This is a genomic window from Streptomyces sp. NPDC086554, from assembly GCF_040686095.1.
Taxonomy (GTDB): Bacteria; Actinomycetota; Actinomycetes; order Streptomycetales; family Streptomycetaceae; genus Streptomyces.
This window is the reverse complement of the sequence record NZ_JBFBJK010000008.1, coordinates 57,394-79,222: the sequence shown is the minus strand read 5'-3', so window position 1 is coordinate 79,222 and position 21,829 is coordinate 57,394. Positions and strand designations below refer to the sequence as shown.

Genomic DNA, 21,829 nt, shown 5'->3' with positions numbered 1-21,829 from the left:
CCGTGTCCCCCACCCTCACCGAACGCCGCCCGCCGTGGGTCGTCTTCACGCGCCATGACGACCCATGGCTGAGTGCTGAGGCCGACGATTTCCGCCACCGGGGTGGACGCGTGTTCCGCCTGGACGGCCGGGAGTTGCTTGAGCCCAGAGATCTGTTCGCCGCCTTCGCCCGGGAGTTGACGTTCCCCGGCTACTTCGGCCACAACTGGGACGCACTCGTGGACTGCCTGCACGACTGGCACGACTGGCACGACCACGGACGCGGCACGAAGGACGTCGCCGTCCTCATCGACCATGCCGACGCCCTGCACGACGCCGAGTTCCTCGGACTCCTCGTCTCCGTGCTCTGCCAGGCCGCCTGGAACGCCAACCTTCGGCTCGACGCCGACGGGGAACCGGACCCGGACCGGCGGCCGTTCGCCCTGCACTTCGCCTTCCTCCTCGACGACATCGCTCCCGGCGCCTTCACCGAGGCCGTGGCCCGCGGCCTGGACGTACAGGTGACGCTCGACCAGGAATGCCTGATGGCAACCCTGACGGATGGCGACTGGCCGCTCGGGTCAGGGCGTGGTCCCGCCGCGCCGGGCGGTCGGGGTCTCCGTGATGCCGGGCCCGCCGGACCCCACGTTGGCGGCGCCGACCGCCGTGAGGACGGCGAGCAGCGTCGCCATCCCGGCGGTGGCGAGCGCCGCCTGCCAGTCGACGTCCAGGAGCGTGGTCGCCCCGGCGACGAGCACGGCGCCGAGTGACTGCGCGAAGGTACGGATTGCGCGCTCCGCGGTGGCCTTCCAGAAGACGGCGGTCCACATGGCTGCCTCGCTCTCTCGAGGTTGACGAGGTTGACGGGTCAACTCCCGGCATACCGCGATCGCGGCCACCTGCCTACGACGCCGGCTGAAAAGATGATCCCCGCAGTCAGGCAGAGACGAGGAGCACGAGCCATGCCCAGCGACGACCGCATAGACCCGCCCAACCTCGGCAGCGAGCGTGAGACGTTGCGGGGGTTCCTCGAGTATCAGCGTGCGACCCTCGCCATGAAGTGCGAAGGGCTCACCGACGAGGAGCTGCGGCAGCAGTCGATGCCGCCTTCGACGCTGTCGCTGCTCGGGCTCGTGCGGCACATGGCCGAGGTGGAACGCGCCTGGTTCCGGCGGGCGTTCGAGGACAACGAAGCGCCCATGGTCTGGTCCGACGAGATCGACTTCCAGGCGGCGTACGACGCGAGCGCGTCGACCGGGGCCGAGGCGTTCGCGGCCTGGGAAGCGGAGGTGGAGAACTCGCGCCGTGTCGAGGAAGAGGCCGACTCTCTGGACCTGGCCGGGTATCAGCCGCGCTGGGGCGAAGAGGTGTCGTTGCGGATGGTGATGGTGCACGTGCTGTTGGAGTACGGCCGGCACAACGGGCACGCGGACTTTCTGCGCGAGGGCGTCGACGGGACCGTGGGCGCCTGAATCCCCCTACGGCGTGAGGCGGTGTCCCGTCGTCGCGTCGACGTGGTCCGGGATGTCCTCGTGACGGTCGCCGACCGTCGACGTGCCGGTGGGTTCGAGGACGAGGATCGCCGCGCCGGACGGTGCGGACGGCTTGTGTTCGATGCCGCGCGGGACGGTGAACACCGAGCCCTTGGGGAGGGTGACCGTGCGTTCGCCGGTCGGCTCGCGCAGGGAGATGCGCAGTTCTCCGTCGAGGACGAGGAAGAACTCGTCGGTGTCGTCGTGGACGTGCCAGAGGTGGTCGCCCTCGACCTTGGCGACGCGTACGTCGTAGTCGTTGACCTGGGTGACGATGCGCGGGCTCCACAGGGCGTCGAAGGAGGCCAGGGCCTGGGTCAGGGCGATGGGTTCGTTGCTGCTCATGGCTCCACCTTCCGCCGGCCTGCCGCACCGTCGTGAGTGGTAGAAATAGCTCATGACGCAAGGATCCTCTCAGCCTCGGGTCGATGATGGCGGACCGCTGCATCGCGTCGTCGTGATCGTCGACGCGAACTCCAATCCCTTCGAACTCGGCTGCGCCACCGAGGTGTTCGGGCTGCGCAGGCCCGAGCTCGGGCGTGACTTGTACGAGTTCTCGCTCTGCTCGCCGGAGCCCCGCACGCTGATGCGGGACGGGTTCTTCACGCTCACCGGCGTCGCAGGCCTTGAGGCGGCCGAGTCGGCGGACACCTTGATCGTGCCCAACCGGCCCGATGTCGAGGTGCCACGCCGCCCTGCCGTCCTCGACGCCGTCCGCCGGGCACACGCCCGCGGGGCCCGGCTCGTCGGTTTCTGCAGCGGCGCCTTCACGCTGGCCGAGGCCGGGGTGCTCGAAGGGCGCCGGGCCACCGCGCACTGGCAGTGGGCCGACTCCTTCCAGGCCCGCTTCCCCGGCGTACGGCTCGAACCGGATGTGCTCTTCGTCGACGACGGCGACATCCTCACCGCCGCGGGCAGCGCCGCCGCGCTCGACCTCGGGCTGCACGTGGTCCGCCGGGACCATGGCGCCGAGGTCGCCAACGCGGTGAGCCGGCGCCTGGTGTTCGCCGCCCACCGGGACGGCGGCCAACGGCAGTTCGTGGAGCGGCCCGTACCGGATGTGCGGGACGAGTCCCTCGCCCCGGTCCTTGCCTGGGCGCAGGAGCGCCTTGACTCGCCGCTCTCCGTGCCCGATCTCGCGGCGCGCGCCGCGCTGAGCCCGGCGACGCTGCACCGCCGCTTCCAGGCCCAGCTGGGCACCACGCCCCTCGTCTGGCTCACCGGCGAACGCCTCACGCTGGCCTGCCGGTTGATCGAGCGGGGGGTGACCGGCTTCGACGTGGTCGCCCGCCGCAGCGGCCTCGGGACCACCGCGAACCTCCGCGCCCTGATGCGCCGCGAGACGGGCCTCACGCCCTCCGCGTACCGCCGCCGGTTCGGGCCCGCGCAGCCCTGAGGCGAGCGTGCCGGACGCAGACTTCAACCCCCCGCCACAAAGGCCAACTTGAGACCTATTGGCCCCCCGCCCCCTCTCATAGAGTCACGGCTTGATATGGCCATGACGAAGAAGAGGGAGTCCATGCGTCGCAGACGGCTGCTTCACCTGGTCCTCGCCCCGCTCGCGGGCGTGTTGATGTTCACGGCTCCGGCCGCCGCGGGCCCCACGCCACCGGGGGACGTCTACCGTCCGGTACGCGGTCCTGCCGCGCCCGCCGAGTACCGCTATCTGCAGAAGACCGTCCCCGGAGAGGCGATTCCGCGCCACGCGCACGAGGACGCCGCCGCGCAGGCGCGTCAACTGCCCACCACGGGCGGCCGATGGAAGTCCGTCGGGCCGACGAACATCGGCGGGCGCATCGTCTCGCTCGCCCTCGACCCGAAGCGTGCGGACACGCTGTACGCCGCCGCGGCCAGCGGAGGCGTCTGGCGCAGCACGGACGCCGGGCAGACCTTCAAGTCCGCCTGGCCCGACGCCTGGACGCAGTCGATGGGCGCGATCGCCACCGCGCCCGACGGCACCCTGTACGCCGGTACGGGCGAGCCCAACCCCGGTGGCGGCAGCATCACGTACGAAGGAACAGGCCTCTACCGCAGCACCGACGGCGGCAAGAGCTGGAAGCCGTCCGGGCTGCGTGACTCCGGTGCGATCAGCGCGATCACCGTGGACCCCGACAACCCGAAGCGCCTGTATGTGGCCGCGGCGGGATCGCTCTACAACGGCGGCGGCGACCGGGGCGTGTACCGCTCGGAGAACGGCGGCAGGACCTGGCAGCGGATCCTGTCCGGCGCCAACGAGTTCACCGGCGCCACCGAGATCATCGTCCAGGGCAAGAAGCTGTACGCCGTCCTGTGGGACCACCGGCGCACCCCGGAGCGCCGCACCTACGGCGGCGAGGGCTCCGGCGTCTTCCGTTCGAGCGACGACGGCAAAACCTGGCAGCGGCTCGGCGGCGGGCTTCCCGAACAGGGCCCGGACGTCGGCCGCATCGGTCTCGCCGTCGCGGGCGACCGCGCCTACGCCATCGTGAACAAGACCGACGGCCCCTTCGAGGGCTTCTACGCATCGACGGACGCGGGCGACACCTGGAAGCGGACGCCCACCGACAAGAAGCTCACCGACTCGCAGTCCACGTTCGGCTGGTGGTTCGGGAAGATCTGGACCGACCCGCGCGACGCCGGGCATGTGCAGGTCGCCGGAGTACCGCTGATGACGTCGAAGGACGGCGCCGCCACCTGGACGGCCGACGACACCAGCATCCACGTCGACCAGCACGCGATGGTCTGGGACCCGCGCCACCCCGGCCGCGTCTACCTGGGCAACGACGGCGGCGTCTACCGCTCCGACGCGAACGGCGACGGCGGCTGGGTCAAGGCCCGCCACGAGCCGTACACCCAGCTCTACAGCGCGGCCATATCACCGCAGGACACCTCGCGGATCTCCGGAGGCGCGCAGGACAACGGCTCGATACGTTCCTGGGGCGGCGACGGCTTCAACGAATACCTCGGCGGGGACGGCGAGGAGAACCTGATCAACCCGACCGACGTGAACAACGTCTACGCCTGCTACCAGTACGGGAACTGCTTCAGCTCCACCGATGGCGGCGACACCCTGACGTACTTCGCCGACAAGACCACGTTCCAGCGCCGCAACTGGTTCACGCCGGTCGTCTTCGACCCCCGTAATCCCAAGGTCCTCTACTACGGCGCCGAGGTGCTCAACCGCTCCACCGACGGCGGCGCCACCTGGCAGGCCATCAGCCCCGACCTGTCCGGCGGTCCGGGCCCCGACCCGATCTACACCAACTACGGCACGATCACCTCGATCGCCCCGGCCGCGGACGGCCGCACCCTCTACGTCGGCACGGACGACGGCCGCGTCTGGGTCACCAAAGACGGCGGCGCGCACTGGACGAAGCTCGCCCAGGGCCGCCCCTGGGTGACCCGCGTCGTCGTCGACCCGCACGACCCCGACCGCGTCTACACCACCCATTCCGCCTACCGCTCGGGCTCGGGCACGCCCCACGTGTACGGCAGCACGGACGGCGGCAAGCACTGGAAGGACCTGTCGGGCAATCTGCCGGACGCGCCGGTCAACGACCTCGTCATCGCCCGGGGCGGCACGCTCCACATCGGCACCGACCAGGGCGTCTTCACCTCTGGCGGCAAGGGAGACCACTGGTCGCGCCTGGGCCGTGGCATGCCCGCGGTGCCGGTGGACGACATCGAGTACGACGCCGGGAACCACCGCCTGGTGGCGGCCACGTTCGGCAGGGGCTTCTACGAACTGACCACTCCCTGACCGTCCGATACCGCCAACCGCTCTGCTCCCGGCGGCCGTCGGGCCACCGGGAGCAGTGCGCCTCGTACTCGGGGTCGTCGGGCCCGCCGCTCACCAGGTGCTCCTTCGATGTCGATGAGTAGATCGATCAGTGGGTCGGTCAGTGCGTCGCCGGAAGGTCCGCGCGGTCCTCGGCGGGTGTGCCGACCGCGGTCACCCGGCCCGCCCGTGAGCGGAGCCCGAAGGCGGCGATCAGCGCGGCGAGCAGGACCGCGGCGAACGGGACCCACAGGGCCGCGCGGTAGCCGGTGAGGAGGTCCGCCGGTGCGGACGAGGCGGTGGCGGCGACATTGACGGCGGTGACCGTGGAGAGGCCGAGCGCCGCGCCGAACTGGAAGGAGGTGTAGAGGAGTCCGCCTGCCAGGCCCTGCTCCTCCTCCTTGACGCCCTCGGTGGCGACGATGGTGAGCGGGCCGTAGGCCAGCGCGAAGCCGAGGCTGAGGATGATCAGGCTCGGGAACATCGCCAGGTACGTCCAGTCCGCGCCGACCGGCAGGAACAGGGCGTACGCGAGCGCCGCGATGAGCAGACCGCCGAAGATCACCCGGGCGTTGCCGAAGCGCTCGACGAGCTTGGGCGTGACGGTCGGGGAGAGCACCGCGTCGACGCCGATGACGATCATCGCGAAGCTGGTTTCGAGAATGGACCAGCCACGCAGCTCCTGGAGGTAGAGGACGACCAGGAACTGGAATCCGAAGAAGCCCGCGGCGAAGAGCAGCCCGGCGAGGTTGGCGCGGACGAGCGCGCCGCTGCGGAAGATGCCGAGGCGGACCAGGGGCGAGGCGGAACGGCGCTCGACAGCGACGAAGGCTCCGAGGAGCGCGAGACCGGCGGCGAGGGTGCCGAGGGTGGCGGCGAGGCTCGTGTGCGATGCGCGCTCGACGCCGAGGACGAGCAACGCGATGGCGGCGGTGACGGTGACGCCGCCCGCCAGGTCGACGCCCTGCCCGGTGCGGTCGGGGCGCGGCGACTTGGGCACGAAGGCGAGCGCGGCGCACAGGATCACCGCGGAGAGCACGACGGGGGCGAAGAAGACCCAGCGCCAGCCGACCGAGGCCAGCAGGCCGCCGACGACCAGGCCGATCGAGAAGCCGCCCGCTGCGGTGCCGGAGTAGAAGAGCAGGGCCTTGTTGCGCCGCGGTCCCTCCTCGAAGCCGGTGGTGATGATGGAGAGGCCTGCGGGCGTCATGAAGGCGGCGGCGACCCCGGTGACGAAGCGGGCGACGATCAGCATCCAGCCCTCGGTGGCGAAGCCGCCGAGGCCGGAGAAGAGCAGGAAGACCGTGAGCCACAGGACGAACATCTCGCGGCGCCCGAAGAGGTCCGCCGCCCGGCCGCCGAGCAGCATGAAGCCGCCGTAGCCGAGGACGTAGGCGCTCATGACCCACTGCAGGTTTCCGGTGGAAAGGCCCAGGTCGGCGCGGATGGACGGCAGGGCCACATTGAGCATGGCCACATCGATGCCCTCCAGGAAGATCGCGCCGCACAGGACGAGCAGGACGCCCCACTCCCGGGGCTTCAGGGTGGCTGACTCTCTCTGCTTGCTCATGACGATGTCCTCTGTTCTTCTGCCCATTGCGTGTTGCGCGACGGTGATGGGTTGTTGTCGGCTCACTCACCCTCGATCAGCGCCCTGGGCGGAACAACGGCGAAGATCGCAACGTTCGTTCAACCGGGCTTACCGATCCGATCCACCTGGGGGAACGCCGATGGAACGCGATGAACTGGAGTGCTTTCTGCTGCTCGCCGACGAGTTGCACTTCGGCCGCACGGCCGAGCGCATGCGGCTCTCTCGGGCGCGGGTCAGCCAGTTGATCCAGCGCCTCGAACGCCGCGTCGGCGCCCCGCTGTTCATCCGTACGAGCCGCCGTGTCGCCCTCACATCGCTCGGCCGGCAGCTGCGCGCCGACCTCGAACCGCACCACCGGGCCATCGAGGCCGCCGTCGAACGGGCCGCCGCCACCGCGCGCGGCATCGAGAGCGTGCTGCACGTGGGCTTCTCCAACCCGCTGACCGGCGAGATCGTGATGAAGGCGACGGAGGCGCTGCGCTCGAGCCACCCCGGTCTCGCCGTGGAGATCTGCGAGGTGCCGCTCTCCGATCCTTACGGGCAGCTGCGCAACGGCGAATTCGACGTCCAGCTCACGGAGTTCCCGGTCGAGGAGGCGGATCTGGGTGCCGGTCCCGCGCTGCTCGCGGAGGAGCGGGTCCTCGCGATCACCGCGGGCCATCCGCTGGCCGCGCGGGACGCGGTGTCGCCCGAGGATCTGGCGGACGTGACGCTCCTGACGATCGCGGGCGACGTCCCCGACTACTGGCTGGAACACCACGTCCCGTCCCACACACCACTGGGCCGCCCGATCGCCCGCGGCCCCGGCGTGACCAACATGCAGGAGGCGCTGATGCTGGCCGCGGCAGGCAAGGGCGCGCTGCTTGCTCCCGCACACACCGGGACGTACTACGCACGACCTGGTGTCGCGTACGTCCCCTTCGCCGACGCCGAACCGGTCGGCTACGGCATGGTGTGGCGCGCGGGCGACGACACGGGCGCGATCGAGGCGTTCACCAGGACGGCCCGGGAGGTCGCGCGGGACGTGGCGCAGGGGGATCCGCGGAGTGCGGTGCCGGTGGGCGTGTGATCAGGAGTCGCCGCACGGACCGTCGCCCGGTCGGCGGCCGCCGGCTTCGAACAGTCGGCGCAGGCGGCGGACCTCGGCGACGAGGCGGGGGGACGTCTTCGCGGGCGCGTGCGATGAACCGGGCGTTCTCGTCCCAGCGTTCGTCCACCGCATCGACGTAGCGCGGCCGCTGAACGAGGGTGGCGGCCACGATCTCACCGTGGTCGAAATCGGGCCATCGCCCGGCGCGTCCGGTGTCGGGGACGGTGCTGACGGCGACGAGGCTCATGGCGTGGTCGTCGTCGAGCTGACGCACCTGCCAGGGCCCGGGGGGCGCGGCCGCGGCGATCTCCTCGATCCCGTTGAGGTCGTCGTCCGTCAGCGGGGCGGAGGCGTCCATCAGGCTGCTTCCTCTCGCGGGTCGGTGCCGGTCAGCCCTGGTCAGTGCGGGGCCGCCTCGGCGGCCGCCTTTGTCGGGACAGTGCTGACGGCGACGAGACACATGGCGTGGTCGTCGTCGAGGTCGTCGAGGTCGCCGTCCGTCGACGCGGCGGAGGTGTCCTCGGGCTGGTTCCGCGCCCCGGTCACGACCGGGCCGCCTCTGCGGCCGCCTTGACGTGACCGTTGCGGGTCCGGATCAGGTGCGGCATATAGCGGTTGAGCACGGCCCGCTCGGCCAGGGCGCCCAGCGGGCCGAGCGGTGCGGCGAAGTCGATCACGTCGCGCATCACCGTGCCGCCCTGCCCGTCCGGCTCGAAGTGGTGGGCGTGGTGCCACCGTTTGAACGGCCCTGACACCTGCTCGTCGACGAAGTGTCCCGGCCGGTCGAAGGCGGTGATCCGGGACGTCATCCGCCACCGCACGCCGAAGTGCCTGGCCTCCCAGGTCACGGACTCCCCCAGCAGCATGCCGCCGGCCGCAACCCCGCCGATGACCTGCTCGCCGGACGCGGCCATCGACGCGGTGTGCACATCGACGTCCAGCGAGATGTCGAAGACGAGCTCTGGCGGCGCGGCGATACGGGTGACTGCCTCGAAGCGGGTCATGCACCGACCCTACGACGGCCTCCACGCCCGCCCGTTGCCAGGGGTCGCGGGCCTCAGGCGCCTCCCGGACACGGGCGCCTGCTCGGCCTATGCGGCCTGTTCGGCCCGCCCCGAACGGTGCGCCGCGACGCCGGTCAGCTCCGGGGCCACCTCCGGACGCAGGACGAGATCGTCGTCGTAGTCGCCGCCGTGCTCGTGCCGGTACGGCAGCGGGGCGGTGACGGGCAACTCGCGGAGCCGGTCGCGCAGTTCGGCGGTACGGGCGCGGTAGCCGGCGGCGTCGAGACGGTCGGCGCCGTAGACGACGTACGGCGGGAGCGCGGCCATCCCCGTGTACCAGAAGACACCGTGCAGCAGCGGGAAAAGAACCTCGTCCGCCTGTCCATGGACGCCGCGCGGCCCGAACCCCGACTCCCGCGCGCCGACCGAGGTGACGACCAGGGCACGCTTCCCGGCGAGCCCGCCGTCCCCGTACCGCAGGGTCCGCCCCGCATCGTCCTGGAGCCCGAAGGCGAAGCCCTGCACGAGCACCCGGTCGAACCACCCCTTGAGAATGGCGGGCGGCCCGAACCACCACAGCGGAAACTGGAACACCAGCGCGTCGGCCCAGGCAATCTTCTCCTGCTCGCCCGCGATGTCCTCGCTCAACTTCCCTGCCGCATGGGCATGTTCCTGCTCGGCGCCGACCAGCAGCCGGTCCATCGACTCCCGATGAAAGTCGTCGGCGTCCACCACTGGCTTCCACCGCATGGCGTACAGATCGGACTCACGAACCTCGTGCCCGAGCTCACGCAACGCCTGTACGCCGTCGTCACGCAACGCCCCGTTGAGGGACCGGCCTTCGGGATGGGCGAACACCCAGAGAATCTTCATGCCATCGATCCTCCGCCGCGCCCGGGACCAACATCAGTGGCCAGACGGCCACGCACCGCAAGAATCTGGCCAGCAGTCGCTTACCTGCGCATGACCTCGGCGAGCTGCTGTTCGATCAGGGCCGGCACGGCGACGGGACGGGCGGCGTCGCCCCGGACGCCCGGCCGAAGCCGATCACCGAGACCGATTCCCGGAGCGCCCAAGAGGCGATGAGCATGGTGTATCCGGCATCGACCTGGCGAACAAGGTGCTGCCGCACTAGGCGTCCCGGCACTCCACATGGCCCCAGCCGTGCGCGTTCTTCGTGATCTTCTCACCGGCTTCGTAGGGCTTCTGGCAGTGGCAGCGGCCGGGGAACTTGGCCTTGATGACGGGGGCCGAAGTCGCCTTGCCCGAGGCCGACTTGGCGGTGCGTCCGGCGGTGGTCTTGCGTGCGCGGGGCGCGGCCGTCATGCGCTCGGGGCGCGGCTGCGGGATCTCCTGCGCGCCATGGGCGGTGCCGGCCGGCTGCTGCGAGGTGGCGGCGTCGCTGGCCGCCACGTCGGCGATCGCGTTGAGGTGGTCACCGTCCACCTGGTGGGCCGCGACATGCCGGAACGTGACCGCGCGGCCCTGCAGAAGCGCGTCGATGCGTACGACGAGCTCCTTGTTCGCGACCGGCTTCTTCGCCGCGGTCAGCCAGCCGTTGCGCTTCCAGGAGGCGATCCACTTGGTGACCGCGTTCATCGCGTACTGGCTGTCCATCCGGACCTCCAGCGGGAGCGCGGGGTCCGTGGCCTCCAACAGCTCGGCCAGTGCGGTCAGTTCGGCCACGTTGTTCGTCGAGTGGCCGAGCGGTCCTGCCGCCCAGCGCCGCGGGGTGCCGTCGGCGTCGGCGACCACCCAGGCCCAGGCCGCGGGTCCGGGGTTCTTCTTCGCGGCTCCGTCACAGGCGGCGATGATCAAGTCAGACATTCCTCGATGATGCCAGTCGCCGTGCCGGGGCCGTGTAGCAGCCCCGGCACGGCGGGCCCTGGATCGGGATCGGGATCGGGCTAGATGCCGAACGGTGCGGCGTAGCGGACTGTGCCGCTGGGCAGCGGGTGCGCGGCGTCGAGGGCGAGGGCCATCATGGCCTCGTCCGGGACGTCGATGCTGATGCCGATGCCGTGGGCGGAGGCGCGGGAGAAACCGAACCTCGGGTAGTACGCCGGGTGCCCGAGGACGGTGACGAAGCGCTCGCCCCGGTCCTTGGCGACCTGTAGCGCCGTACGGATGGCCGCGGACCCGGCACCGGTCTTCTGGTACTCGGGCAGCACGGCGACGGGAGCCAGGCACAGGGCCGGGGTGTCGCCGATGTGGCAGCGGGTCAGCAGCGCGTGTCCGACGGGCTTGCCGTCCCGGTCGGTGGCAACGACGGAAAGGCCGTCCAGCCAGGAAGAGTCGGCGCGCAGCGCGTCGACGAGGTCGGCCTCCGCGGACGTGTCGAACGCGGCGAGGACGATGTCGCGGATGGCGGGGATGTCAGCGCCGGTCTCGGCGCGCGTGATCCAGTCATCGCTCATGGTGGGCATGGTGGATGCGAATCCGTTTCATGGTGGGTTCGTGTGAGTGTCGCCCCGCGAGCTCACGCTCCCGGCGGGGCACATCCGGCTGAGGTCAGGCCGCGGCCCGGGACGTGAGGGTGGTCCGGGCGGTGCGCATGGCAGCGGCCTTGAGCGCGGTCATCGACCCCACCTCCCGACTTCCTTGGCAATCCGGTCGAACACGAACGCCAAAAACAATATCAGTCGGTCAGTAAGGGCTGTGCATCGTGAGGTAGCGGATGTCGAGGTCGGACTCCAGGTAGTCCATCCGCCGCTCCCAGAAGTCGCGCATGTGGGGCAGGTCCAGGTGCGCGTCGAGATCGCCCTGGGAGCGCCAGGCCTCGTAGAAGACAAAGACGCCCGGCTCGTCGCGGTCCTCGTGGAAGTGGTACTGCAGACAGCCGGGCTCCTGCCGGGTCGGTTCCACGAACGAGAGCAGGAGCCGCTTCAGCTCCGCGGCGCGTTCGGGCTTGGGGCGTGCGATGCCGACGAGCATGAACGGCTGAGTCATGAAGGTTCTCTCCTCGATGGGTACGTCGATGGCGCTAGGTACGATGAAATTCGTACCTGCCGGACGCTAGCGATCCCGCAGGTACGATGCAAGTCGTACCTGCGGGGCCGCGCCCATCGAAAGGAACCCGGATGCCCGACGACGAAGGTCACCCGACCGTCGAGGAGATGGAGCTCGGCCCGGTGCTCGCCGCGCTGGCGGACCCGTTGCGCCGCCGTGTGGTGAGCGAACTGGCGGCCGCACCCGACGGCACGGCGCGGACGTGTAGTTCCTTCGAACTGCCGGTCTCCAAGGCGACGGTCACGCACCACTTCCGCGCGCTGCGCGAGGCAGGCCTGGTCCAGCAGGTGTCACGGGGCAACAGCCGGATGGCCACCCTGCGCAGGGCCGATGTCGAGCAGCGGTTTCCGGGACTCCTCGCCATCGTGGCGGCCGAGCGGGAGAGCGCTGCCGGCCGGGGTGAGTAGCACGGCTCGGCCTCAAGCGTCCTTGCGGCTTCGCACCTGGATCAGGCCGTGCGTCCCGCTCGTACGCCACGCCTGGCCGTGCTCGGCGGTCAGCGCGGCCTCGGTCCGCGCGTCGAGGCCGACGATCACGTCTGACTTCAGTGTCCGCAGCGCGGCCACCGGGCCGGGGAAGTACACCGTGGGTTCCGCGAACGGCGTGCTCGCGGGCCACAGCCGGTCGCCGACCAGGCGCCGGTAGTTCAAGTCGCCCTTCACCAGCGTCAGGGTGGCGTCGGCGAACTCCTGGCGCAGGTCGTCGGGCATGTCCGCGTACGGCAGCGGGGCGCAGGAGAAGGTGTGGGCGCGGACGGTGAGCCGGCCACTGCCCATCGCCGCCCACAGGCGCCTGCCGACCTCGGACGCGGCGCCGGGCGCCGTGGTCAGGTGGCGCAGACCGTCGATCACGTCGGCGGTGGTCGCGTCGGAGACGTAGTACGGGTACGGCTTGACGTGCAGGACGGCCCGCTCGATCCGCTGACGGCTCATCAGGTGGTCGATGAGGATGAGGTCGGGCAGCAGCTCGCGCCCGGCGTTGTCCGCGACCAGGCACAGCGCGCCCCGGCCGCCTTCGGGCAGCAGGGACCACAGCAGCGCGGACTCGTCGGCCACGAGCCCCGAGTCGACGGCATCGGCCGCGTCGCCCTCCGAGCCGATGCGGAACCCCAGATCGGCGCGATTGCCCCACAGGGCGCCGAGGAGCAGGGCCTGGTCCTCGGCATCGGGAGCCGCCGGGTCCGCCGGCCGGTCGAGCGCGGCGAGTTCCTCCGCGGCCTCCACGGTCTGGAGTTCCGCCTGCTTGAACGGGCGGAAAGGATCGATCCCTTGCCAGGGGCCGACCTCGAAGTACCCCACTGCTTCGAGGAGTTGGCGGTAGAAGTAACTCTCCGCCCAGAGGAAGGGAACATCGAACCACGAGCGGCCGAAGTGGCCGCTCCCCCACCCCTCCCACAGGTCCCGGTCATGCGCGCCGGGACCGAGGCGTTCGATGACGCCGTCCGTCGCCTGCGCAAGGAGGGCGTCCAGCGCGCGGTGCTGCTCGGGCCCATAGGGAAAGGCGTCCCGCACCTTCTTGATCAGCGCCGGATGCCGCTCCGCGAGCACGCGCCACGCGAAGGAGCCCGGTTCATTGCTCAGGATGACGGGCGCCTCGACTGATTCGGGCATGGCTCGCTGATCCTTCCTGTCGGTCGTACGCGGACGCGGCGCCGCGGACGCCCAACGTCTCATGTGCGCGGCGCCGCGCGGACAATCGGCGCCATGAGCGAGTACGCAGTCGAGGTACAGCCCCTCGTACACCGGAAGGCCATGAGCCTCGGAGGGTTCGGCGAGGCGTGGCTCCGCCGGCTTCCCGCGCTCGTGGAGGACTTGGAGCGACGGTGGTCGATCAGCGTCGGCCCTCCGCCGGCCGGGGGAACGACCTCGTACGTGGCCCGGGCGCGCACCCATGACGGCCGGGACGCGGTGCTCAAACTCGCTCTGCCGGAGGGCGACTTCGCGAGCCAGGTGCGGACGCTTCGGCTCGCCGATGGACAGGGTTACGCGGGGCTGCTCGCCCACGACGTCGAACGTCACGCGATGCTCCTGGAAGCCCTCGGGCCGCCGATGGACCGGCTCGGGCTCCCGCCCCGGCAGCAGATGGAGGCGCTGTGCGCCCTGCTGCGGCGGGCCTGGCGTGTGCCTCGGGCGGAGGGCTTGACGGTCGATCCCGCGGCGGAGAAGGCGCGGGTGCTTGGCGAGCTGGTCGGGCGGCTCTGGGAGAGCCTTGGCCGGCCGTGTTCGGAGCGTGTCGTGGCGCGGGCGCTGGAGCTCGCCGAGCGGAGGTCCGCCGCGTTCGACCTCGACCGATGCGTCGTCGTCCACAGCGACCCGCACGCGGGGAACGCGCTGCGCACCCTCGCTCCCCGGGCCGGGTCGGAGCAGGGCTTCGTCTTCGTGGACCCCGACGGGTTCCTCGCCGACCCCGCCTATGACCTCGGGGTGGTGCTGCGCGACTGGTGCACGGAGCTGCTGGCCGGCGATGCCGCCGCCCTGGCCCGTTCGTACTGCGCGCTACTCGCGGCCAGGAGCGGGGTGGAGGCGACGGCGATCTGGGAGTGGGGCTTCCTCGAGCGGGTGTCCACCGGGCTGTACGTCCTCGGCTTCGGGGCCGAGGAACTCGGCAGGCCGTATATCGACACCGCGGAACTGCTGGCATGACGTGCGGCGCCTTGCCGGTGCGAGCGGGCGTCGCACCGCCCGCGATGTCAGGCGCGCTGTGCCGGCAGGTCGTCTAGTTCGGCCGCGAAGAGCAGGGCGGGGCGAAGCCCATCCCGGCGAAGCGCGTCCGTCTTCGCCATGGTCTGCCACCCTCCCCGCCCGTATGGCTACAGCTTCACGAACGCATGAACCTGTAGCTCGCCAACGCACGCCAACGGATACAACACGCCACACCCGCCCAGCAATTGACGAGGAGAACGTCATGTCCCGGATCCGCCGCACCAGAGTCCGCGCCGCCCTGTTCACCGTCCCGCTCGCCGTCGCCGGTGTCCTCGGCACCGCCGCCGTGCCCGCCGGAGCCACCCCGCAACCCGGCAAGTCGCTCACCTGCCGCGGAGAAGGCGTCGATCCCGATGCCGCCGTCCGGTACCGGACCGAGACCGTGATCCACGCGCCGCTGAGCACCATCTGGAAGCTGCAGACCGACGTGGAGCGCTGGCCGTCCTGGCAGGGCCCGGTCACGGCCGTGGAGCGCCTCGATCACGGCCCCTTGCGGAAGGGCTCGGCGTTCCGGTGGACGACCCCGATACCGCCCAACCCCGCGACTCCCGCCACCAGTCTGGACATCACCTCGACCGTCGAGCAGCTCAAGCGCGGCTCCTGCATCCGCTGGACCGGACCCGGGATCGGTGAGGGACTGCGCATCGACGGTGTTCACGTATGGACCTTCTCCGAGGTCGATGGCGGTGTCCTCGTACGCACCGAAGAGACCCACACCGGGGACCAGGTCGAGGCGGACGTCCCCGCCGCGACCGAGATCCTCCGGCAGGGTGTCGAAGGCTGGCTCGGCGACTTGAAGACCACGCCGAGGCCCGCACCGGTCACCGGCAGCGCTGAACCGCGCCGGTCGCGACAGCCGCTCTAGTCGCAGTACTTGTCCCGCCCCGGCCGCTCCCCCGTCGCCAGGTAGCGGGAGACGGTCCGGTCGCCGCACTCGTTGCCGTTGGCGAGGTAGGCGTCATGGCCGGTGGAGTCGACGGTCACCATGGTGGCGCGCTTGCCGAGGGCGGCGCGGAGTTTCAGGGCGCCGCCGAGCGGGGTGGCCGGGTCGCGTTCGTTCTGGACGAGCAGGACGTTGGAGGGGCCGGCATCGGTGATCCGGACCGGCGCCTCCTTCGGCCGGTAGGGCCAGGCCGCGCACAGCATCGCGTTGCGCGGCATCCCGGCGGTCAGCGGGAACTCGGCGCGGCTTTCGGCAACTCCCTTCTCGTACGCGGCCGTTGACCTCGGCCACTCGATGTCGTTGCACAGGGTCGCGGCTCCGACCGAGACGACGTTCTGCAGCACATCCTCGGGCGGCGCCGGGGGCGCGGGCGGCACGGTGCCCTTGCGGGCGGCGAGGATCAGCTTGGCGAGGGCGGGGAAGTCGTCGGGGTCGTAGAGCGTGTTCAGCATCGTCTGGCGCAGTACGTTGCCGTTGAGCTCTTCGGGGTTGGCGCCGGGCCAGGGAATCGGGTCGCGGTCGAGCTTCGCGGCCAGGCGCAGGAACATGGGGCGCACCTCGGCCGCCGTCCGGGCCAGCCGGTCCGGATTGCCGGGCGCCGCCGCCCACTTGGCGAACTCGGGAAAGGTGTCCTCGACCCCCGCCTCGTGCGCGACGACCCAGCCTCGGGAGACCTGCGTGTGATCGGGGTCGTCGTTGCTGTCGAGCACGACGCGGTCCGTCCGGTGCGGGAAGAGTTGGTTGTAGACGGCTCCGACGTACGTCCCGTAGGAGACGCCCCACGCGGAGATCTTCCGCTCGCCGAGCGCCGCCCGGATGCGGTCGAGGTCGCGGGCCTCGTTGGCGGTGCTGATGTGCCGGATGAGATCGCCGCCGTTGCGCTCGCAGGCGTCCGACATGCGCCGCGCGGCGGTCATGTTCTCCGTGATGGACCCGTCGGCGCCCGGCCAGGGGCGCAGTCGCGATGTGGCAAGGTCGCCGTGCTCGAAGCCGCAGCTGACCGGTGTGGAGCGGCCGAGCCCGCGGGGATCGAGGCCGATCAGGTCGTAGGCGTCCCGCACTTCCTGCGGCAGCTTCTGGCCCTTGCCCGAGGGGTTGTTGATGCCTGATCCACCGGGTCCGCCGGGGATCAGGAGCAGGGCTCCGCGGCGCGCCTCCGGCTTCTCGCTGGGGATGCGCGAGACGGCGATGTCGATCTTCTTGCCGTCGGGGTCGGAGTAGTCCATGGGGACCTCGACGGTCGCGCACTCCTGGCGCGGGTCGAGGCCGCTCCCCTCGCACTTCTTCCAGTCAAGAGGTGTGCGAGCAACGGCAGTTGAGGCTGTCGCGGTGAGCGGTGCGGTGAGGCCGAGGACGGCTGCCGACGCGGCGAGCAGGGCGGCGTTTCGCGTTGACTTCTTCATGGGCAACAGCCTTGTCGTCACTCCCCTGGCGCCACATCCTCCTGACTGGCCGTCGCGCGTCAGGGTTTGCCCCGGTAGTACCCCTAGGAGGTGTCTCTTGGACCGCGTGGGATTCTGTCGGGATGGACACATTCACGGCCCGGCTGGACAGCGCATGGGAGTGGTGGGCGGCCGCCATTGAGGAAGCGCAGGAGGGGCGCTGGGTTCGTGATGCCGTGGAGCGGCAGGTGGTGGCGGACATCATGGCCGCGACCAATGCCCTGCACGGAGGTCGACTGGCGCCGTTCACCGAGGACTCGTGGCACGTACGCATTGGGCGGATCGCCAATTGGGCCGGGGTGCTCCGGCTTGCCGCCCGGGCAGGGGGTTGGGAACTCGAACCCGTCGTCGGGCGCAGTCCGAAGGACCCTGCGGGTATGGCCGAGCTGCTGTCCGGCATCTATGCGATCGGCGGGCAGGGCGAGAAATGGATGACGGAGCTTCTTCGAGAGCGTCGGGTGCCACCGGAGAAGGAGATCGCCCAGGCCGAGGGTTTCCTGACCGGGCCGGGGTCCATGGAGGATCTCGAGCTGTTCTTCTACGACAGCTGATCGTCATCCCTACTCGGTCGGCACCGCGCCCGGATGAGGATGGCGGCGAGGTGGAGTGCGGCCTGGCGGGCGACGGCCCGCTCATCCGCCTGCGCGGCCTCGTCGCGGTCGATGGCCCACCCGGTCGGACGGCTGGGAATGACGGCAGGGATCCCGCGCCGGCGTAGATGCGGCGTCGGCCACGGCCAGGACCGCAGCGAGGATCCGTTGCCAAGCGCCTTCCACGGCCCACCGGATCAGCCGTTTGTGAGCGGTCTGGAACGAGCCGAGTTCGTCCGGCAGGTCCCGCCAGGGCGAGCATGTGCGGTACTTCCAACGGCCTGGGGGCACTACCGTCGGCTTCATGACCGGCCCGGAATCCCCGACCCCACAACCGGAATCCCCGACCCCACAAGGCGCTCCGAAGATCACCTGGCGTCGCCTCACCGAGCGTGACTTCCCGCTGCTGCGCCAGTGGCTGCGGCAGCCGCACGTCGCGCGGTGGTGGAACCACGAGACCTCTCCCGAAGCGGTGGCGCGCGACTTCGGTCCCGCGGCGCGCGGGGATGAGCCGTCCGAGGACCTGCTCATGCTGCTCGACGGCGAGCCGTTCGGTCTCGTACAGCGCTGCCGCCTCGCCGACTACCCCGAGTATCTCGTCGAGTTGGTGGACCAGGCCGAGGTTCCGGCGGGCGCCGTGTCCATCGACTACCTCATCGGTGACCCCGGCCGGGCCGGACGAGGCCTTGGCACGCTCATGCTCCAGGCGGTCATCGAGGCCACCTGGAGCGACCATCCCGACGCGACCGCGATGCTCGTCCCGGTGCACGTGGGCAACACCGCGTCCTGGCGCGCGCTGGAGAAGGCGGGCATGCGCCGCGTCGGCGACGTCAGTCTGGAGCCGGACAATCCCGTCGACGACCGCGCTCACCATCTCTACCGGATCGACCGGCCTGCCGCGTCGTGATCCAGTGGCTCCTCAAGTACGCGCTGCCCGACGGGACTTGAAGGCCCGGCGGCTCACCGCACCGCGATCCCATCGAGCCGCCGCCACTGCTCGTCGCTGAGCCGCAGGCTTCCGGCGGCGACGTTCTCCTCCAGGTGGCCGAGCGAGGCGGTGCCCGGGATCGGCAGCACGACCGGTGAGCGCGCGAGCAGCCAGGCGAGGGCGATCTGCGCGGCCGTGGCGTCGAGTTCGGCCGCCACGGCGGCGATCTCGGCGGTGTCGGCCGACGCCGCGGGGTGCACGGGCCGCCAGGGCAGGAAGGCGATGTCCGCGGCGGCACAGGCGTCGAGCACGCTCTCGTGCTCGCGGTCGAGCAGGTTGTAGCGGTTCTGTACGCTCGCGACGTCGACGATCTGCCGCGCTTCCGCGAGCTCGTCGACGGTCACCTCGGAGAGCCCGATATGGCCGATCTTGCCGTCGCTCCGGAGCTCCCGGAGCACACCGAGCTGATCGGCGAGCGGTACCTTCGGGTCGAGCCGGTGCATCTGGAGCAGCTCGATCCGCTCGGTCCGCAGTCGGCGCAGGGCCTGCTCGACCTGGTCCCTGAGGAACTCCGGCCGCCCGTTGATCTGCGCCTCCGCGCCGGGAGCCGGCTGCTCGACGGCCACCTTGGTCGCGATGAGCACGTCGTCCGGGTACGGATACAGCGCCTCGGCGAGAAGCTCCTCGTTGGCGCCCCATCCGTACATGAACGCCGTGTCGATCAGCGTGACGCCCAGCTCGACGGCGCGCCGGATCACCGCGACCGAGGCTTCCCTGGCCGCCCCGTGCTCGGTGGGCAGCCGCATCGCCCCGAACCCGAGCCGCCGTACGCCGATTTCGCCACCGATACGGAAGGTGTCGCTCGCTGCTGTCATGTGTTGGTGTCCACCCTTCAGTGAACGCCCGACGCTATCAAGGGTGTTGGGCCGACGACCGTCCCGCGGGCTCGTCGTAGTCGAGGCGGGCCTGCTCGATCCGGCCCAGGTTGGCGGTGGACCACTCCGCGAGCGTGGCGAACAACGGGCCGAGGCTGCGCCCCAGTTCACTGATCTCGTACTCCGCACGCGGCGGCGAAGCGCCGGCGGCCGTACTCGTTGAGCGTCCAGAGGATCGGCGTGGCCCAGCGGCTGAGTCCCCCTCAGGGAAGGCACCTTCCTCAAGCCGCCCACCCTACCGACGCCCCGAATTACGCATACGCGTGCATAGACACCGCACGGCGCCCGGTTCAGGGTGACCACGCACCCATCGCACCCATCGCACCCATCCAAGGAAGGACTCTTCATGCGAAGACGCGCATTCGTCCGCGGCCTTGCCGCCACCGGCGCCGGGTTGGCCGTGCCCCTGCCGCCGGCCGGCGCCACTGCCGCAGCCGCTCGGCCATCGGCCGCCGGATCGTCCGCCGCCGGTTCCTGGCAGGAGGTACCCGCCCCGGCCGGGCAGGAGGCCGCTCATCTCGCCGCGGTCGCCGCCGCGGGGCCCGCGGCGGCCTGGGCCGTGGGCGAGCAGGGCCGCAATGGCGGCACCCTCGGCACCCCGATCGCCCTCAGCTGGGACGGCTCGGCCTGGTCGCCCACCGACCTCGCCCACCTGACGTACAGCGGCGGTCTGCGCGCGGTCGCCGCGGGCCCGCCCGGCGGCGCGGCCTGGGCCCTTGGCACGAACGCGGCGGGGCACGACCAGCTCCTCGCCTGGGACGGCACGACCTGGCGGGAGACGGACTTCCCCGGCCGGGGCGAGCCGGGGACACGCCTTACGGACGTCGCGTCCGGCCCCGACGGCGGATTCTGGGTGTCGGGGCGGCACGGCGACCGCGCCGGGCTGCTGCACGGCGACGGCCGGACGTGGCGCTGGTGCACTCCGCTACCGGACGAGGCCGCGCCCACACCGACCGGCGTCCATGTCACGCCCGGCGGCGAGGTGTGGGTCTTCGGCGACATCATCGCCCGGTGGGACAGCACCTGGACGGTGGTGCCACGTCAGCTCGGGATCCGCGCCTCCGTGAGCGGTCTGCTGCCGGTCGCGCACGACGACATCTGGCTGACCGGCTTCGCGTACGGCGTGGGCGGACCGCCCGGCAAACCGCCGGGCGTCACGCTGCAGCACTGGGACGGCACGCTGTGGACCGACGTCAAGGCCCCGTTCGGCGTCGGCCTGTTGAGCGGCATCGTGGGGGATGCCGACGGCAGGCCGGACCGGATCGCAGGCTGGGACTTCTGGGACCAGAAGCGCGCCCACTACCTGCGGTGGGACGGCACGGCCGCCTGGGTCAGTGAGCGCGGTCCGGAGACCGCGACCACCTTCATGCCGGAGGCCCTGACCCGGATCCCCGGAGCTGACGGCGGCTACTGGTCGGTGGGCACGACCTCGTCCTCGCCCTACCCACCGGCCCAACTCCGCATCGAGCGCTACTCCTGACGCTCGCCCCCGCCGCGCGGCGCGATGCTGAAGTCGAACGCGGCCGTTCCGGGATCGACCGCCGTCACCCCGCCGTCGACGGTGAGCGTCGCACCGTTGACGAAGGAGGCGGCGGGCGAGAGCAGCCAGGTGATCGCCTCCGCGACCTCCTCCGGCTGCCCGGGGCGGCCCGCGGGGACCAGCCGCGTCGCCTCGTCGTACGCGGCGTCGGCGCCGCCGTCCCCGAGCCCGGCCTCCTCGGCGAACCGGTTCATCCGCCGGTCGGCCATCTCGGTCCGCACCCAGCTGGGGCAGACGGTGTTGGCGCGCAGGCCGTCCCTGCCGTAGTCGACGGCGAGCGACCGGCACAGCTGGAGCAGCGCCGCCTTGGACGTCGCGTACGCCGCGTTGGCCACGCCGTTGCGCAGCGCGGCGACCGAGGCGACGGCGACCACCGAGCCGCGCGCGTCGAGGAGGTGCGGCAGCGCGGCGCGCAGCAGCTGGAAGGGTCCGGTGAGGTTGGTGCGAAGGACCGCGTCCCAGTCCTCGTCGGAGATGTCGCCGACGGCTCCGCTGCGGCCGATCCCGGCGTTGAGCACCAGGCCGTCGAGGCGTCCGTAGGTCTCGGTGGCCGCCTCGACGAGTCCCGCGACGGCCGCGGGATCAGCGGCGTCGGCGGGATGGGCGAGCGCCCCGGTCTCCTCGGCGACCCGGCGCAGCGGCTCGGGGCGGCGCCCGGAGACGACCACCTGGTGACCGGCCGCGCGCAACTGCCGGGCGGTGGCGGCACCGATGCCCGTTCCGCCACCCGTGACGATGACAACTCTGCGCTCTGTCATGCCTGTTCAGCCTCCGGAAACTGTCGTAT

The 21,829-nt window shown here is 71.2% G+C and carries 23 protein-coding genes and 3 pseudogenes; 11 read left to right on the top strand and 15 right to left on the bottom strand.

The annotated features are described in order from the left end of the window. Positions 1-2 precede the first annotated feature (2 nt). Positions 3-305 (top strand): annotated as a pseudogene (locus tag AB0O76_RS14975) (barstar family protein); the annotation flags it as partial. Between the two features lie 255 nt (positions 306-560). Here AB0O76_RS14975 and AB0O76_RS14970 read toward each other — a convergent pair. After that, positions 561-809: a holin gene (locus AB0O76_RS14970; RefSeq protein WP_365489992.1), complete on the bottom strand. Its 249-nt coding sequence runs from the start codon at positions 807-809 to the stop codon at positions 561-563. Positions 810-941: 132 nt separating this feature from the next. Here AB0O76_RS14970 and AB0O76_RS14965 point away from each other — a divergent pair, with 132 nt between their 5' ends. After that, positions 942-1,451 (top strand): DinB family protein, encoded by a 510-nt coding sequence (locus AB0O76_RS14965; protein WP_365489989.1) that lies wholly within the window; start codon positions 942-944, stop codon positions 1,449-1,451. Positions 1,452-1,457: 6 nt separating this feature from the next. On the opposite strand, the gene AB0O76_RS14960 is transcribed toward AB0O76_RS14965, so the two are convergent. After that, a complete protein-coding gene (locus AB0O76_RS14960) occupies positions 1,458-1,856 on the bottom strand; it encodes a cupin domain-containing protein (protein WP_365489986.1) in 399 nt (132 codons plus the stop codon). Between the two features lie 52 nt (positions 1,857-1,908). Between AB0O76_RS14960 and AB0O76_RS14955 the strand changes: the two genes are divergently transcribed. Next, positions 1,909-2,907, top strand: a complete 999-nt coding sequence (locus tag AB0O76_RS14955; RefSeq protein ID WP_365489983.1) for a helix-turn-helix domain-containing protein — start codon at positions 1,909-1,911, stop codon at positions 2,905-2,907. A 102-nt stretch (positions 2,908-3,009) separates the two neighbouring features. Then, positions 3,010-5,250: a glycosyl hydrolase gene (locus tag AB0O76_RS14950; RefSeq protein ID WP_365489980.1), complete on the top strand. Its 2,241-nt coding sequence runs from the start codon at positions 3,010-3,012 to the stop codon at positions 5,248-5,250. A 139-nt stretch (positions 5,251-5,389) separates the two neighbouring features. Here the strand turns inward: AB0O76_RS14950 and AB0O76_RS14945 are convergent, their stop codons facing one another. Further along, entirely contained in the window at positions 5,390-6,838 is a 1,449-nt protein-coding gene (locus AB0O76_RS14945) for an MFS transporter (RefSeq protein ID WP_365489977.1), read from the bottom strand. A gap of 160 nt (positions 6,839-6,998) precedes the next feature. On the opposite strand from AB0O76_RS14945, the gene AB0O76_RS14940 reads away from it, so the two are divergent. Next, positions 6,999-7,928: a LysR family transcriptional regulator gene (locus AB0O76_RS14940; RefSeq protein WP_365489975.1), complete on the top strand. Its 930-nt coding sequence runs from the start codon at positions 6,999-7,001 to the stop codon at positions 7,926-7,928. Positions 7,929-8,348: 420 nt separating this feature from the next. On the opposite strand, the gene AB0O76_RS14935 is transcribed toward AB0O76_RS14940, so the two are convergent. The 6 genes from AB0O76_RS14935 to AB0O76_RS14910 all read right to left on the bottom strand — a co-directional run bounded on the left by AB0O76_RS14935 (position 8,349) and on the right by AB0O76_RS14910 (position 11,902). Then, entirely contained in the window at positions 8,349-8,495 is a 147-nt protein-coding gene (locus tag AB0O76_RS14935) for a hypothetical protein (RefSeq protein WP_365489972.1), read from the bottom strand. Further along, on the bottom strand, positions 8,492-8,953 hold the full coding sequence (locus AB0O76_RS14930) for an SRPBCC family protein (RefSeq protein ID WP_365489970.1): 462 nt from the start codon (positions 8,951-8,953) through the stop codon (positions 8,492-8,494). The genes AB0O76_RS14935 and AB0O76_RS14930 overlap by 4 nt, the downstream gene beginning before the upstream one ends. 87 nt (positions 8,954-9,040) lie before the next feature. After that, the gene (locus AB0O76_RS14925) at positions 9,041-9,826 is read right to left on the bottom strand and encodes an NAD(P)H-dependent oxidoreductase (protein WP_365489967.1); all 786 of its coding nucleotides are present in this window, start codon (positions 9,824-9,826) and stop codon (positions 9,041-9,043) included. A 258-nt stretch (positions 9,827-10,084) separates the two neighbouring features. Next, the gene (locus AB0O76_RS14920) at positions 10,085-10,780 is read right to left on the bottom strand and encodes a ribonuclease H (RefSeq protein WP_365489964.1); all 696 of its coding nucleotides are present in this window, start codon (positions 10,778-10,780) and stop codon (positions 10,085-10,087) included. Between the two features lie 80 nt (positions 10,781-10,860). After that, complete coding sequence (locus AB0O76_RS14915) at positions 10,861-11,370, bottom strand: N-acetyltransferase (protein ID WP_365489961.1); 510 nt, start codon at positions 11,368-11,370, stop codon at positions 10,861-10,863. Positions 11,371-11,599: 229 nt separating this feature from the next. Next, positions 11,600-11,902 (bottom strand): putative quinol monooxygenase, encoded by a 303-nt coding sequence (locus AB0O76_RS14910; protein ID WP_365489958.1) that lies wholly within the window; start codon positions 11,900-11,902, stop codon positions 11,600-11,602. Positions 11,903-12,033: 131 nt separating this feature from the next. Between AB0O76_RS14910 and AB0O76_RS14905 the strand changes: the two genes are divergently transcribed. After that, a complete protein-coding gene (locus AB0O76_RS14905) occupies positions 12,034-12,369 on the top strand; it encodes a helix-turn-helix domain-containing protein (protein ID WP_365489955.1) in 336 nt (111 codons plus the stop codon). Positions 12,370-12,381: 12 nt separating this feature from the next. Here AB0O76_RS14905 and AB0O76_RS14900 read toward each other — a convergent pair whose 3' ends face one another. Continuing rightward, positions 12,382-13,572, bottom strand: coding sequence for a damage-control phosphatase ARMT1 family protein (locus AB0O76_RS14900; protein ID WP_365489952.1), 1,191 nt, complete (start codon positions 13,570-13,572; stop codon positions 12,382-12,384). A gap of 93 nt (positions 13,573-13,665) precedes the next feature. On the opposite strand from AB0O76_RS14900, the gene AB0O76_RS14895 reads away from it, so the two are divergent. Then, positions 13,666-14,604, top strand: a complete 939-nt coding sequence (locus AB0O76_RS14895) for an aminoglycoside phosphotransferase family protein (RefSeq protein ID WP_365489949.1) — start codon at positions 13,666-13,668, stop codon at positions 14,602-14,604. 262 nt (positions 14,605-14,866) lie between these two features. Beyond that, a complete protein-coding gene (locus tag AB0O76_RS14890) occupies positions 14,867-15,529 on the top strand; it encodes an SRPBCC family protein (protein ID WP_365489946.1) in 663 nt (220 codons plus the stop codon). Here the strand turns inward: AB0O76_RS14890 and AB0O76_RS14885 are convergent. Continuing rightward, positions 15,526-17,010, bottom strand: coding sequence for an alpha/beta hydrolase (locus AB0O76_RS14885; protein WP_365489943.1), 1,485 nt, complete (start codon positions 17,008-17,010; stop codon positions 15,526-15,528). The two genes, AB0O76_RS14890 and AB0O76_RS14885, sit on opposite strands and share 4 nt — an antisense overlap. Before the next feature lie 122 nt (positions 17,011-17,132). Here AB0O76_RS14885 and AB0O76_RS14880 point away from each other — a divergent pair, with 122 nt between their 5' ends. Continuing rightward, complete coding sequence (locus tag AB0O76_RS14880) at positions 17,133-17,600, top strand: hypothetical protein (protein WP_365489940.1); 468 nt, start codon at positions 17,133-17,135, stop codon at positions 17,598-17,600. A 168-nt stretch (positions 17,601-17,768) separates the two neighbouring features. Here AB0O76_RS14880 and AB0O76_RS14875 read toward each other — a convergent pair. Next, a pseudogene (locus AB0O76_RS14875) lies at positions 17,769-17,915 on the bottom strand (transposase); the annotation flags it as partial. A gap of 28 nt (positions 17,916-17,943) precedes the next feature. Between AB0O76_RS14875 and AB0O76_RS14870 the strand changes: the two are divergent. Further along, a complete protein-coding gene (locus AB0O76_RS14870) occupies positions 17,944-18,546 on the top strand; it encodes a GNAT family N-acetyltransferase (RefSeq protein ID WP_365489937.1) in 603 nt (200 codons plus the stop codon). A gap of 53 nt (positions 18,547-18,599) precedes the next feature. Here the strand turns inward: AB0O76_RS14870 and AB0O76_RS14865 are convergent, their stop codons facing one another. Both AB0O76_RS14865 and AB0O76_RS14860 read right to left on the bottom strand, forming a co-directional pair. After that, positions 18,600-19,442, bottom strand: coding sequence for an aldo/keto reductase (locus tag AB0O76_RS14865; RefSeq protein WP_365489934.1), 843 nt, complete (start codon positions 19,440-19,442; stop codon positions 18,600-18,602). A 37-nt stretch (positions 19,443-19,479) separates the two neighbouring features. After that, positions 19,480-19,696 (bottom strand): annotated as a pseudogene (locus AB0O76_RS14860) (winged helix-turn-helix transcriptional regulator); the annotation flags it as partial. Positions 19,697-19,848: 152 nt separating this feature from the next. Here AB0O76_RS14860 and AB0O76_RS14855 point away from each other — a divergent pair. Next, positions 19,849-20,982, top strand: coding sequence for a hypothetical protein (locus AB0O76_RS14855; RefSeq protein ID WP_365489930.1), 1,134 nt, complete (start codon positions 19,849-19,851; stop codon positions 20,980-20,982). Here the strand turns inward: AB0O76_RS14855 and AB0O76_RS14850 are convergent. Next, positions 20,973-21,800 carry an SDR family oxidoreductase gene (locus AB0O76_RS14850; RefSeq protein WP_365489927.1) on the bottom strand — a complete coding sequence of 276 codons (828 nt, stop codon included), beginning with the start codon at positions 21,798-21,800 and terminating at the stop codon, positions 20,973-20,975. The two genes, AB0O76_RS14855 and AB0O76_RS14850, sit on opposite strands and share 10 nt — an antisense overlap. Positions 21,801-21,829 lie beyond the last annotated feature (29 nt).